The organism is Kluyvera sp. (assembly GCF_047971185.1).
Taxonomy (GTDB): domain Bacteria; phylum Pseudomonadota; class Gammaproteobacteria; order Enterobacterales; family Enterobacteriaceae; genus Kluyvera.
Genome location: NZ_JBKDZH010000014.1, coordinates 64071 through 77587 on the forward strand (window position 1 = coordinate 64071; position 13517 = coordinate 77587).

Annotated in this window: 17 protein-coding genes; 9 read left to right on the forward strand and 8 right to left on the reverse strand. The window is 54.4% G+C overall.

Annotated features, from left to right (window positions below; translation table 11 throughout):
- Genes ACK5JN_RS02875 through ACK5JN_RS02910 form a run of 8 tightly spaced genes read right to left on the reverse strand, consistent with a single transcriptional unit; the run spans window position 1 to window position 4882 of the window.
- A complete protein-coding gene (locus ACK5JN_RS02875; RefSeq protein WP_416868775.1) occupies window positions 1-567 on the reverse strand; it encodes a hypothetical protein in 567 nt (188 codons plus the stop codon).
- Between the two features lie 12 nt (window positions 568-579).
- Entirely contained in the window at window positions 580-972 is a 393-nt protein-coding gene (locus ACK5JN_RS02880; RefSeq protein ID WP_416868776.1) for a hypothetical protein, read from the reverse strand.
- Window positions 969-2099, reverse strand: coding sequence for a baseplate J/gp47 family protein (locus ACK5JN_RS02885; protein WP_416868777.1), 1131 nt, complete (start codon window positions 2097-2099; stop codon window positions 969-971). Before ACK5JN_RS02885 ends, ACK5JN_RS02880 begins: the two co-directional genes overlap by 4 nt.
- Window positions 2096-3112 (reverse strand): phage late control D family protein, encoded by a 1017-nt coding sequence (locus ACK5JN_RS02890; protein WP_416868778.1) that lies wholly within the window; start codon window positions 3110-3112, stop codon window positions 2096-2098. The genes ACK5JN_RS02885 and ACK5JN_RS02890 overlap by 4 nt, the downstream gene beginning before the upstream one ends.
- Complete coding sequence (locus ACK5JN_RS02895; RefSeq protein ID WP_416868779.1) at window positions 3100-3327, reverse strand: tail protein X; 228 nt, start codon at window positions 3325-3327, stop codon at window positions 3100-3102. The genes ACK5JN_RS02890 and ACK5JN_RS02895 overlap by 13 nt, the downstream gene beginning before the upstream one ends.
- Window positions 3311-3745: a phage tail protein gene (locus ACK5JN_RS02900; RefSeq protein ID WP_416868780.1), complete on the reverse strand. Its 435-nt coding sequence runs from the start codon at window positions 3743-3745 to the stop codon at window positions 3311-3313. Before ACK5JN_RS02900 ends, ACK5JN_RS02895 begins: the two co-directional genes overlap by 17 nt.
- Complete coding sequence (locus tag ACK5JN_RS02905) at window positions 3720-4334, reverse strand: hypothetical protein (protein WP_416868781.1); 615 nt, start codon at window positions 4332-4334, stop codon at window positions 3720-3722. Before ACK5JN_RS02905 ends, ACK5JN_RS02900 begins: the two co-directional genes overlap by 26 nt.
- Window positions 4331-4882 carry a hypothetical protein gene (locus ACK5JN_RS02910; RefSeq protein ID WP_416868782.1) on the reverse strand — a complete coding sequence of 184 codons (552 nt, stop codon included), beginning with the start codon at window positions 4880-4882 and terminating at the stop codon, window positions 4331-4333. Before ACK5JN_RS02910 ends, ACK5JN_RS02905 begins: the two co-directional genes overlap by 4 nt.
- A gap of 236 nt (window positions 4883-5118) precedes the next feature.
- Between ACK5JN_RS02910 and ACK5JN_RS02915 the strand changes: the two genes are divergently transcribed.
- From ACK5JN_RS02915 to ACK5JN_RS02955, 9 genes are all read left to right on the forward strand, one after another.
- A complete protein-coding gene (locus ACK5JN_RS02915) occupies window positions 5119-5676 on the forward strand; it encodes a phage protein Gp27 family protein (protein WP_416868783.1) in 558 nt (185 codons plus the stop codon).
- Window positions 5654-7279, forward strand: a complete 1626-nt coding sequence (gene terL, locus ACK5JN_RS02920; protein ID WP_416868784.1) for a phage terminase large subunit — start codon at window positions 5654-5656, stop codon at window positions 7277-7279. The genes ACK5JN_RS02915 and terL overlap by 23 nt, the downstream gene beginning before the upstream one ends.
- Before the next feature lie 4 nt (window positions 7280-7283).
- A complete protein-coding gene (locus ACK5JN_RS02925; protein WP_416868785.1) occupies window positions 7284-7928 on the forward strand; it encodes a phage baseplate assembly protein V in 645 nt (214 codons plus the stop codon).
- Between the two features lie 112 nt (window positions 7929-8040).
- Window positions 8041-8427 carry a GPW/gp25 family protein gene (locus tag ACK5JN_RS02930; protein WP_416868786.1) on the forward strand — a complete coding sequence of 129 codons (387 nt, stop codon included), beginning with the start codon at window positions 8041-8043 and terminating at the stop codon, window positions 8425-8427.
- A 90-nt stretch (window positions 8428-8517) separates the two neighbouring features.
- Window positions 8518-10353, forward strand: coding sequence for a hypothetical protein (locus tag ACK5JN_RS02935; protein ID WP_416868787.1), 1836 nt, complete (start codon window positions 8518-8520; stop codon window positions 10351-10353).
- A 2-nt stretch (window positions 10354-10355) separates the two neighbouring features.
- Window positions 10356-10862: a phage major tail tube protein gene (locus ACK5JN_RS02940; protein ID WP_416868788.1), complete on the forward strand. Its 507-nt coding sequence runs from the start codon at window positions 10356-10358 to the stop codon at window positions 10860-10862.
- 9 nt (window positions 10863-10871) lie between these two features.
- The gene (locus tag ACK5JN_RS02945; protein WP_416868789.1) at window positions 10872-11822 is read left to right on the forward strand and encodes a hypothetical protein; all 951 of its coding nucleotides are present in this window, start codon (window positions 10872-10874) and stop codon (window positions 11820-11822) included.
- 36 nt (window positions 11823-11858) lie between these two features.
- Entirely contained in the window at window positions 11859-12350 is a 492-nt protein-coding gene (locus ACK5JN_RS02950; protein ID WP_416868790.1) for a hypothetical protein, read from the forward strand.
- Window positions 12351-12394: 44 nt separating this feature from the next.
- Entirely contained in the window at window positions 12395-13516 is a 1122-nt protein-coding gene (locus ACK5JN_RS02955) for a major capsid protein (RefSeq protein ID WP_416868791.1), read from the forward strand.
- Window position 13517: the final 1 nt, after the last annotated feature.

Below are 13517 nucleotides of genomic sequence, written 5' to 3' on the forward strand. Positions count from 1 at the left end.
TTATCGAAAGTAAGGAGCATGGAAAGGTAGGATTTTTTGCTTGTCCGCATCCATTACGTATAGAAAAATCCTGTCTTCACCATTGCCGTTAATACGCTCTCTAAACAATGCATTTCTGTTGTAAAGATACGCATACTGTTCAGATAACAGCTGTTTGTTATTAGCCTCATGAGCTTCATAAGCATTGCTGACTTCGGTGGGTCCGCCAAACTTATTCATTATCCATTCAAAAGCAGCGCCACCACCATCAGGTAATATGTCAGCGAAAATTGTTATCAATCTATTGTTGTCTATTTCAAGTAACAAACGGTGTGCTTGCATTTTATTTTCTTTAGGGTTAATGCAGCTATATATGACATTGTCGTTACCGTACATTCGCTTTGTCAAAGCTGCTGCTTTTTCATCTTCTTTATAAATAGTGAATATTTGGCAATTTTCATCAGCCTTGTTTTTAACCGTCGCAACATCATCACCAATTATAAAACCGCCCATACTTAACTCTGGCTCAGCTGCGAGGCATGATGAAGCGACAAAAAGTAAAGTGTACAACATGTGTTTTTTATTCATTTTATCCTCGTTTTATTTTTTGTTGTCCGGACTGATAACTGCTGCAAAGCGTCGCACACCGGCGGCGATTCGCTCAAGCACCAGTCGCGGGTTCTGCGCGAAATTCTCCAGAACGGTATTGAATCCTCGCAGCAAATACTTGGCCGCGAATGCGGCAATCCCCGAAACCCATAACCGTTGGTCGTTCGTCTTCAGCCCGAACCCGAACGCACCGATGCCGACCCACGTCATCAGGATGACGAAAAGGCTTGCCACGATCCCCCGAAGAAACGTCTTCCATGTCCAGTCTGCATCTGTAGTCGCCTGAGCCAGTGCTGCCACCAGCCCGACCATTGCCAGCAAAATGAGAACGTCACTACCAGTCACACGCGTCAGAAGCGCATCCATCGTCCGGGTGTTCATCATGCCTCTACTTCATCAACGATGCTGGTCACAATGTCCGTAATAGTGACGAGCGGGAACTGGTTTGTATCCAGCTGCTGGTACTCAATATCGGTCGTAGCGCGATAAACACCGCCGATGTTCTGGACGATGGATGTCAGCGCCTCCGGCACAATATCGCGCCCGAGCTGGCCGCACCATTGACCCGTCAGGGCTGCGACACGATTACTGGCAGTCTGCTTGATGCTGGCTTCCAGCGCCTCAGAGGCTTTATAAATCTGAACGTTGATAACACCTGATGCAGTAACGCCCACGGAGTCAATAGCGCTAACACGGTCGCCAAGCGGACGAGTTCTCTTGTCTGAGCAGATGTCGAGCATCGCCTGCTTGATGGCCGCATCCGGCACAACGCCATTATCCAGAACGGCACTGATGTAGATGTCGTTCGGTTCAGGACTCCATACCGCCACATCTGAAATCGCCGGGCTGGCGCTTCGGGCGAAATACTTATAGGCATCATAAGGCCCGGCCACACTGAACCGGCTTGGCGCGAGGTAAATACGACGGGCGTATTTGTCGTCGTTTTCGACCTCCGCACCGCCCTGAGAGGTGGTGGTATTGGTCGCTGTGCTGACGTAATTGTTCTGTGTCACCGGCGTGGCAATCTCTCCGGGCAAAAAACCATTGGCCGCGATGCCCACCTCGGTCGCCGTCAGAATGGTATCAACGCTGTTCATCGCGGTGGTGATCGGGATGTCTGCCGTCGTGGCAAACAATGTGATCCCGTCTTTCGCCATCACCTGATAACCCGTTGCCAGCACGAAGTCAGGGTGGCCGCTGACCAGCGTCAGCGTAGCCGATGCAGTCGCTGCTGATGCATCAAGCCGCAGGGTTTCAACCAGTGCGCCGAGGTTGTCAAGATTGCCGTCTGTCGCATAGCCAAGCAGGTTCTGTTTGGCGGTTTCATTGATGTCATCGACCAGTTCTTCACGTTCGTAAGCCACCTGTTCAAGCAGGAAGGTTTCAGGATCGTTCGTGTCGGGATAATGCCCGGTGAGTCCCTGATACTCCGATTTAACCCGCTTCAGTGTGCCTTCATAATCCGGGCTGATAATCACGGGAGCGGGGATTTGCGGGAAGCGTTCACTCATTTTTTACCCTTCTTTTTCATTTTGATCGCAGCCTGCCAGTTACTGCCGCTGACCGTGGTTGTCTGCTCGGCGATCTCCCAACTGGCCGGGAGCTTTCCGCAATTGGTGAGTGTCACCGGCTGACCTACAGCAACAGGGGTATTAATCAGCGTGATACGGGACTCTGCTTCATGCTTATCGCCACCGCCACTGGCCTTCGATTCAGCCCAGCGCTTAGCCTCTGCCGCGTCCTTTACATCCACGTTGTAGAAATTCTGCGTGTGCTTTTCGTCGGTCGCTTTGCCAGTGGAATAAACCCCTGCTTCTTTGGTTTCCGCGTTGTAGTAATGGACACTCACGGCGGCGGTGGTGTTGCGCTTGCTGGCCGCGATGATGTCGGCACTTTTCACCGCAGAACGGTTCATCAGATCGACCACCAGCACACCCAGCGACGGCTTGCCAACGTACAGACTGGCGTCCTTCAGGGAGACCGGGAGATCGTACTGTTCTGACAGGCGCTGCAGCAGCTCACGAGGGGACTCGTTACGTTGCTGCACCAGCGCAAGAATGGTGTCCTCCCCCGTAAAGCTGCATTCCATGCCCGCTTCACCGGCAAGCGTGGTGCACAGCTCTTTAAGGCTGATGTTTTGCCATGTCCGGTTGTTGACCTGTTCGAACTTATCCGAGGCGGGGCCGGAGGCCAGCGCCCCGATAATCACCTGGTCAGGGCCGAACCTGAACTGAATGTCGTCAATGGTGAACTTGCCCCAGCGCCAGACACCACGCTTCGCGGTAATTAGGTCCAGCCAGCTGACACCCGGCTGCAGAATGTCCCCCTCAGAGGGATACCAGGCATTGCTGAAGATACCGTTCTGGTTATTCAGCGTGAGCTGGATACGGTCACGGCCAGCGCTCTTTTTACGTTTGCTTTCCGTATAGGTGATCGAGATGACAAACTGGCTTAAATCCGCAGTCACAGCCCGACCGGCCCAGTTCAGAAGCACCGTTATCTTGTTGGGGTTCAGCGTTGCCACGGTGCCACCTCCACCACGTCAACGGTCAGCATCTCGATGGCAATCTCAGGGACGTTCAGCAGCGCACCGGCGGGAAGTAAAAACGGGGCATTTCCGCTTGTCACCGCCCGGTTAGCGTGGCGCAGCTGCATCACGGCGTCTTCCGTCACCATCCCGTAAACGCGATAACAAAGCTGGTCCCAGCGTTCACCCTGAATGCTATACGTTGTTCTCACCGCGCACCTCAAGCAGCTGTAGGCTGTAACGAACGGCGACCACGACCCCTTCCGGGGTGGTGTCCGTCAGCGTTTCCCTGATACTTTTCAGGGCAAACTTGCCTTTGGCATCGCTGCCAATGACCAGCGCACGGGGAACCTGATTAGATGCCATCGAGATGAGCGTCTGATAGGTCTGCGCAATATTGGTAAAGCGGTTATGCAGCGTGATTTCCAGCTGCATGGTGCGCTCACCTTCGCCCCCGGCCTGATGGGCGGGATAGCCGTTGATAAGTTTCTGCGCCTGCCATGTCCACTGACGGCTGTCGGTCACCTGTCCGGGGGCTGAGTGGGTTTCGAACACGACATCTCCCAGCGCCCCCCATTGGGTATGGCGGGGTTTTGTGGTGTTGCTATTGAATGTGTTTGTCTGTGCCATCGACGATCAGCTCCTCACCTGAATAATCATTTTTGTAAATCACCTTCTGGAGGCGCGGGTTCGGGAAGTAACGGTGCAGTGTCATCACCAGAACGCCGGTCCATACCTCGGTATAAACCGGCATAGCGGCAGACTGAGCGTCGTTCTGCGCGTTGTTGTCGAGGTGGTAAGCCACTCGCCTGACATCTGTCAGTTCGGCATCACCGACAATCCGCGTCCCCGTATACTTACCTACAGCATCATTTGCCAGCAGGGGTAATTCCTGCCCGATGTCTTTCAGGATCATCAGGTCATCCAGAAGAAAACAGTTCATCCCGATGCCCGTCTCAACAATCTGGCTGGTCAGGAAATCCCCGGCATTTCCCCCGGATAGCTTGAGTGTCATTTGTACGGTCAGCAGCAGCTCGAAGGGGGTGTAATCTCCCGGTTTGTCTGATGGCAGTGCCGACATTTTCATTCCCGCCGGTGCGATGCGCACAGACCGACGCGCCAGTGCGTTGTTCGGCTCCATGATGGCGGTCATGTTGAGCTGCACTTCAAGCCATTTCCGCAGCCGTTCGATGACCACCAGCCCCTGTGTCTCACTCATGGTTTCCCCTTAAACAGGTACTGTTTGCCAACTTCCTGCAGTACCTTCATTTGCTCAGGCTTGATGACCATAAATTCACGTCGTGGAACGGTGATGCTTTTCTTACGATAGAAGATCAGGTAGTAGCTGAAGCGCTTGCTGGTCTTTCTGCTTTTCCTCCGCGTCTTCCCCTGACTTGCGGCAATCTGCACCCCAAACCCTTTACGCCCTTCAGGACACTGCCCGATAAGCGCACCCGGTCGCCAGAACAGCTTCCAGCCGCTGGACTCAAGCCAGCTGATTGTCTGTTTGACTCCCCAGCTATCGACGCGAAGCTTTACGTCCTTGCTGGCCGGAAGAATAAGTTTCTGCGCATTCTTCGCGGTCACGGTCCCGCCGAAGTTAATCAGCGGGGCGTGCTTTTTGTTGGTGCCGACGACAAACCCATTCCCCACCAGCTTGAAGGTGATGCTGGCGCGAGTTTCGCCGGTGGCAATCAGTGGACTGGCTCCTCCGTTCTTCAGCGCCTGCGTCAGTGCCGCGTTCGCTGTCCACGGGCCTTCAGTCATATTCGCCTGAACCATGCCAACAGCTACCGGAGCCATAACCGAATTAACGCTACTCACCCGTTTGGTTATTGCCGAAAGTTGCATTCGAAAACCATCAACAGTACCGGCCATAAATAACCCCTTCTTAAAAGATTAATTGTAATTTTAACGCTGAATGTTTTTACAAATGGCAGAACTGCCACGCACGCGTAATAAATGCCGTACTATTTAATTAATGTTTTCAGGGAAATTAAATTATGGGCCGACGTTCTAAGGTAGATATGTTCGGGCTGGTTGAGCGAGTGTTAGGTCTTTATCAGCGCGACAAAAAAACAATCAAAGAAATTGCCGCCGTACTGAAGGAGGACGGCTTCGACGTGTCTTTCAGCGCGATTCAGCGCACGCTGAAATCCAATCAGGAAATTGCGCTGCAGATGCGTAAAGCCGCAGAGGAAACCAAAATCCTTCTGGCAGAAGTTAAGGACAATCCGGGGACCGACCTTGTCGAAGTCTCCCAGCAGATCATGGCGAATAAATTACTTGAGGTAATTAAAAGCGTTGATGATCTGCAGTTCGAAAAAGCCAGCGACCTTGTGGAAGCGCTTGCCAGTCTTAGCCGTGCTCAAGTTAACACTGGCCGGTTACGTCTGGAATTTACTGCAGGCGTGACAGCGGCTAAGTCAGCCATTGAGGATAAGCTTACCGAACTGCTGCAGGGCAACTACCCCGAACTGTTACGCCAGTTGCTGGATGCACTCGACCAGATTGAAATCACTAAACAGGACATCACCCGTGCGAAAAAATCTGTTCAGTGATCCCGTTGCGCGGGAAAACCTGCGCCTGAGTCTGGAAGCCCGCGAGCGGGAGAACGCCGCCCGTGTTGAAGTGGATGCCGAAGACGCCCGCCGAGACGCTGAGCGGGCCGAACGTATGAGCCGTGCGAAAACGGAGCTTGCCTATTTCTGCCGCGAATATATGCCCGCCGCTTTCCCGACGCCGTTTGCTGAGTATCAGCTTGCGCTTGCCCGCACGGTATCAGCCCGGACGCTGACCCGCGCAGATGAACGGTTATTCAAATCACTGATACCGGAAAAGGACCACGCCTATATCGCAGGGGAGCAGTCCTGTTATGAGGGGATACTGGACATTGAGCCACGTGATCACGGTAAGACCACGCGTAACACTCAAGCGATGCCGCTCTGGCTTGCGCTCAATTACCCCGGCTCCTTTATCGTCATTTGTGCGGCCAGCCAGGATTCCGCCTACGACATGATGGATGCGGTTAAGAAGAACCTGGAAGAAGATGAACGCATTATTGAGGACTACGGCCAGCAGCGTGTCCGGGGGAACACCTGGGCAAAGCGAAAAATCCAGTTGGCTAATGGTTCCGCTATTGCTGCTGTAGGTGCGGGCCAGTCGCTGCGCGGTATCAAAAACAAATACCAGCGCCCGACGCATATCATCTGTGATGACCTGCTGAAGGATGAAGACGTCGAGTCGCCAACCATGCGTAAGAAGCTCTACAAATGGTTTAAGCGGGTCATTCTTAACCTGGGTAAAGGCGCATTGACGATTGTCGCCAATACCATTATGCACCCTGAAGACCTCCCCAGCCTGCTGCTGAAGGAGATAGCTGAAGGGAAGCTGGAGGACTGGATCGGGTTACGCTTCGGAGCCATCACACCAAACGGCCAGTCACTCTGGCCGGAGCGCTGGCCGTTACCTGAGCTTGAGAAAAAGCGCCGTCAGCTGGGTTTCCTGTGGTTCACCGAATGGATGAACGAACCCGTCGCGGAGGACGAGAAAGCATTTCGTGAGGAGGATATTTCCTACTGGCAACCGCGCGATTTCAGTCTGGCTGACTGTGAGATAGTCATGGGCGTGGACCCAGCAACCGGCACCAAAAAAGGCGACTATTCCGCTATTGCGGTTACTGCGAAGCATCGGGCCACTGGCATTGTCCGCTCCCTGTTCTGTAAAGGCTGGCGAGAATCAGATCTCAAATTTGCCGGGCGCATATGTGATGTCTTCCGGATGTTTCGCCCGACAAAAGTTCTCTTTGAAAGCGTGTCATTCCAGGCGATTTACCGACGTGAGGTCATGCGCGAAGCCAGTCGTCAGGGATTGCGTATTCCGATGGAGCCATTTAAAGGTGGCAATAAAGAGATCCGTATTCGTTCACTTTCTCCATTAGTGGAAAACGGCGTCGTGCAGCTGGCTGAGAGCGGTCAGGAGCTGCTTATTGAGCAGCTGCTTAATTTCCCCCGTGGTCACGATGATTGCCCGGATTCGCTGGAAATGTGCGTCAGTGCGCATGAGTCGCGCTTTATTGGCGGTGCCCCGGTGAAAACGCCGCCGGTGTCTAATGCCGTCCGCCAGCTGTCGCGCTTTGTTAAACGCTTTGGCCGGATGAGGTAACACCATGCTGCAGAACGTCAACGATCTGGAATGGGATAAGAAAGACCAGGATGCCCGTCTTAATCGCATGGTGCAGTTCGGCGAGGTCATCGAAGTGGACCCCGTTAAGCGCCGGGCTAACGTCAAGTTCCCGGCATTGGGCGGCGTCTCCCTTTGGCTGAAGATTGGCGTGCGGCGTGCGTTGGGTGTCAGTGCCGTGCATACCTACAGCGTCGGTGAGCAGGTTGTCTGCCTGATGACGCCGGTCGGGGATGTCACCACCGGGGCTATTCTCTGCGCCACTCATAACGATCAGGATGAACCCTGGACAGACAGCGCCGACATTGAGGGCGTGAAGTACGCCGACGGCACAGAGTTCAGTTACGACATGGCGAGCAAGGAATTTAACGTCAGCCTGCTGGACGGCAGCGTCAGCATCCGGATGACTGAGGCCGGGATCGTATTCAAGGGAAAGACCACGTTTGAAGACCCGGCCAACTTCAGACAGGCTGTGACCTGCGATGAAACACTCGATGCCAAGGGGAATATCTCCACGGATGCCGAACTGTCAGACAAGACCGGTACGATGTCTTCAGTACGTGAAACCTATGATGATCATGACCACAATTATGACGATGGGACTACGGACAAACCCAACCAGAAAATGTGACCGCCTCAGACGCTCTGTAAGCGTTTATCTCTTGCGGGTGGCGTGATGGTATGGGGTAAGTGCTTTAAATTCGAATTTAAAGCGATTTAAAGGGGTTTTAAAGGGGGTAGCGATGAGCTTTGGTATCAGCCTTGCGCATGACGGGCGAAACGCTGACTTGCTTGATGACATTGATCAGGCCATCAGCATCATTGTTTTTACCGTTCCGGGGGAGCGCATCTACGACCCGGCGTATGGGTGCAAGTTGCGTAACATCCTGGATGCGCCACACTACTTTTTACAGCAGGCGATAGTCTCGGTCGTGGAAGCGGTCGAGAAGTACGAACGCCGCGTTGATGTTCTGAGTGTCAGTATTGGTGTTAATAGCGACGTCATCAGCGGCGCACAGCTGGCGAAGGGAATTATTCAGGTTAAATTGACCTATAAATTATCCGCAAGCGGGCTTATCATTTCCCGGCTTTATCAGAATGACGGAGTGATAACAAAACTCGCCGCATAATTTCAGCGCTATTTCCATAATGGCAGTACTGCCACCTCATAAAATTAACTGAGCCATAATAACCCTGGAATTTAATTACGGGGTTTAATTATGCCAGCTATCAGCAGCTCCCCCGGCAAACCGTTAAAAACGCGATTAAATAAAACAACGCGTTATTTGCGGCTGGCCGGTTCAACAAATAGTTTTCTTCACGGCGTTGAAACTACCGAAGTGACAACCGGCACATCCTCTGTCATTGAGGTAGCCAGCTGCATTATCGGCATCACCGGCACAGCGGAAATTGCGCCAGCGGGCGAACTGCTGGTGGTCCGCAATATGGATGACGTGAAGACGAAGGTCGGCACCGGCTCCATTTATGAAGCGCTGCGCCGTATTTATACCAACTACCTGTCCAGCCAGACGGCGATTGTCCTGCCTTTGGGGAAGGCCAGCGCGTTTACCGATACCAGCCCTAAACCGTCTGGTGTCAGCGCGAGTTCTGCCGATGTCACCCTTTACAATGACAGCGGCATCACTTCCCCTGCATGGGACATCACGAACCCTCATAATCTGCCGGTGGCGTATTCGTCCGATGATGAAACCGTTCTGACCATTGATGAAGACGGGGTGCTAACCCCTGTCGGCGAAGGAACCGCAACAGTCACGCTCACCGTTACCGGCGGCACCACGTATACCTCGGATGTGGTGACCGTGAATTTCACTGTCGCTGCTGATGATGACATCCCGGCGGGGCTGGTTCCGTCAGAAGCCGCGTTTAATGGCAGCGCCACTAACATGTTTGTGGCTCAGCCAGGTTCGCCGGTTGTACTGACCAATCCGGATAATCAGACGGTTATCTGGTCCGGCAGTGATGACGCGGTGGCGACCGTGGATGCAGCCACCGGCGCAGTCACTCCAGAAGCACCGGGGACCATGACGCTGACAGCGAGCCTTGCCGCGACCGCCAGCATCATGGCTGTTGAGGTGACCTGCATCGTCACCGTTCTGGCCGCACCAGCTAACCCGTTGCTGGCGGCATTCATTGACAAGCTTCCGCTCTTTCGCAAAGCGCGTCAGCTGTTTGGCTACAGCCCTAAGATTATGCTGGCCCCGGACATCCTCGATCAGGAAGGCGCACAGGGACCAGCACAAAGCATCGGCACGCAAATTCGCGCGTTCTGGTTCGGTGATCTGCCGACCGGTATTGAGTCGCCGGAGGAAGCCTATCAGTGGAAAGAAACCAACTGCGTGTATTCCCGCGTCTTTATGGACTGGCCGCGCGTGTCGGTGATTGGTGAAGATGGCGCTACCCAGTGGGGCTGGGTCGGAACATCAATGGTGGGATTATGCTGCCAGATTGACAAGAACCTGACCGGCTCAGAGTTTGAAACCGGCTACTGGTGCAGCCCGTCCAATTACGTGCTGCCGGATGTGGTCGGCGTTGAGAAAGTGCTGGAGTACATCCCGAACGACCCGGACTGTGAAGTTAACTATCTCAACAGCCAGGGCATTTCTACCGTCATCAACCAGCTGGGCGGCTGGCGTGCGTTTGGCAACCGCTCAACCGCGTTCCCGACCACCAGCGATGCGACGACGTTCGTCAGCTGGCGGCGCGTCTGCGACATCATTGAAGACTCTATCGAGTACTTCACCCTGCAGTATCTGGATAAACCGATGTTCACCCGCCCGACCGATATTTCGTCGAGCCTCATTGGGATCGTACTCGATGCCGTCAACGGCTTTCTGCGTGGCAAGGTGGGAACGGCGCTGGTGTATGGCCGCTGCTATATCGACCCCAGCGAGAACACCGCCGAAACCCTGCAGCAGGGCATCATCAAGTATCACTATCAGCTGACGCCACCCGTGCCGATGGAGCATGTGGAATACACCAGCGAGGTGTATATCGCCGGGCTTGAGCTGGCATTTCGTAAGTTAATCGGGGGCTGATAATGGCTGAGAAAAACGTTATCTGGCGCAATCAGGCGGTGATGCTGAACGATACGCAGTATATCGGTCGCATCAGTAAGGGAAGCCAGACCCTTGAGCGCAAAACCTCCACGCTGTCTTCACTCGGCGGGATTGGTGATATTGCAGTGCCAAACGGCAAATTTAACGCCAGCACGGCCACGCTGGAATTTAACAACCTCTCGACGGCTGATGCCCGCCAGCTCAGCGGGAACGATGGCTGGGTACGCCTGCGCCTGTCCGGTGAGTGCCGCGTGACCGACAGCAGCACGGGAACCCGAACGGTGAACCGCGCCACGACCCTGATTAATGGTTGGGTGACGAACCCGCCGGTAAACCTGTTCAACAACGACGAACCCTACACCGCCAACATCAGCGTGCTTTATCTGCAGGTGTCGGATGAAAGCGGTGTCGTTCTGGAAGTTGACTGGGATAACGGCACGGTTTACCCGGATGACGCGCCGTCTGAAGGTTTCACCATCACCATTTAAGGAGCACGTATGGCACGCCGTCGCGTACTGAGCCTGATTACTGCAGGCGTACAGAAAAACGGAAAGCCGGTAGACACCGGCATTCTTGAACAGGTGGTGAAGAACCACAACGAGCAGGCCCGCGCCCCGATAACCCTCGGCCATCCAGGGAAAGAAGCCGACAAAATCGCCGCACTGGGGCGCATCAGCTACCCCCGCGTGGAAGGTAACGAGCTGATCGTCGAGCTGGTGTATACGCCGGAGCTGGAGCAACTGGAGGACTCCGGCAAGTTCGAAGGATTCAGTGCCGGTATTTATCCGCGCCCGGATAACGGCGAGTACTACATGCACCACGTCGCCGCGCTGGGCCAGTTACCACCGGCTGCAGATATCACAACACGGGATGTGGTGGAGTTGTCCGCCACCGACCCGGAAAACATGATCACCTTATCAACATCAATTAAGGGTTTCACGATGACTGAAGATGAAAAAAAAGCGCTGGTGGCAGAAATCACCGGTCAGGTTAAAACCGAAGTGACGACAATTGTCAGTGCTGCCGTCAAGGATGTCATGGTCAAGAAACCTGACGATAAAACCGGCACGGGTACTGGCACCGGCGACGACAAAACCGTTACCGATCCAAAAGTCGGCCTGCTCGAACAGCAGCTCGGCACCATGCAGGAGAACACCAAAACAGATCGCATCGAGCAAATTACCGAACTGGCCGACAAGAAGGGACTGAGTGACAAGGAAAAAACACCGCTTATCGCCATGCTGAAGGCCCGTTCAGCGGTTGAACTTTGCGATAACAGCGAAGGCGGCATCTTTGCCACCACCAAAGCGATGCTGGGTGCGCGTGCTGATAAGCAGGAATCCACCACCACCGGCGATATTTTCCAGCCGCTGGAATTTGCCGACCACAAGGGCCAGACCGTGAAGGTCGAAGACATCTCCAGTCTGGCACTGAAAACCGGCTTCTAAAGCGGGCTGTCTCTCACTCAAACAGGATATTGCACCATGACTAAATATTCACAATCTCTCGACGTCAGCGCCAGCGGCATTGTCAGCTCAGGCCACCCGCCGGTTATCCATAACTGGGTTATTCCGGACGATCTTGTTGTTCTTGCCGGTCAGGTACTGGTTAAGCCGCTTGGCGGCGCTGTGAAGTTGTGGGACGGGGCGTCCTCCGGTGCCAGTGGACTGACAGCGACCAGCACCGCAACCAGCACGGCCACCAGCACAGTGACACAGGATGATACGACCAAAGATGTCAGCGCCGTAGATACCGACGTCGAAACTGAAGTCGAAACGGTGCTGAGTGGTTCTGCCGGTGCCGCACCGCTGATGGCGATTGCCGTTAACGATACGATCACCGGTGATACGTCTGTCAGCGTGCTGGTTCACGGTTGCTATCTCTACAGCCGCGTTCGTGTGGGTACTTCCACGCCGACGTCCACGCAGACCGACACGCTGACAGCTGCGGGCCTGTTCGCTGAAAACGTCTGGTAAGCCGTGCGCTACCGTTTAAACCCTTTTTAAAGAGAAGTTAAAACATGGAAATTATCGACCTTTTACGCAAATGCTTTGGGCTTCAGGCGGTGGCGGTACTGCTGGGCAATCGTAAAAATCTGCCGTCCCCGGTCCGCTCTCAGTTCTTTATGGACGGCGGGCAGTACCCGCTGGCCTCTATCCCTATTGCGGAGCTACGCTCTGTTATCAGCAACATTCCGGTCGTTCGTCGCGGGACAACAGCCTACGCACTCGACCGTGGCAAGGACTCGCTCATTAGCATTGAGCCGCAGGGTATCGACATGTCCGACTTCATCACAGCGGCCATGCTGAATAACCTGAAAGTGCTGTCCAGTGGTGGCGTGCAGGAATATGCCAACGGGATCATGAACTACATGATGAACACCGCTCAGCGCACCACGGAAGCGCTCTGTGCGCAGGCGTTAACCGGCTTCATCTCCTATCCGATGAAAGCCGACGGTGGTCAGCTCGATACTTATGAGATTGATTACGGCACCCCGGCCAGCGTTCCCGATGTGGATTTGAGTTCGGCCACCACGGTGATGGACTTCTATAACGTGCTGGACAGCATGTACCAGACGCTGCAGGACGCAGGTTACGGCGACACCATGACGGTGGCGGCAGGTAAGAGCGCTTTCTCCACTGCACTGGCGCTGGCGGACAACTCCCGCTCTAACATTCTGCAGGTGAAGATTGTTAACCAGGGTGAAGTCAATATCGGCGGCTATACCATCAAACTGCAGTCCGGGAAGTACCGCGACATTAACGGCCAGATGGTGTCCAAAATCCCCGATAACGCGCTGTGCGCCGCTGACCCGTCAGCCGGTGCTAACGTGAAATACCTGGCGCTGGATGACATTGCCAACGGCCTGCAGCCGTCGCCGTTCGCCACTAACACCGATATTAAAAACAATCCGTCAGGGCTGGAAATTGTCGGGCGCAGTAAGCCACTGCCGATTGTGGCCACCAGCGCTATTTGCTGGGCGAAGGTGCTTCCGGACACAGTCACGACGTTGCAGAGCGGCCGCCGTAAAACGGTCAAGGCTGAGCAGCAAACCTCGATGTCAGACAAGCTGAACCAGTACCGCGTCAGCTTCTCCCAGCCAGCGACTGACAACGGCACTGACACGGATATGACGGAGTAAC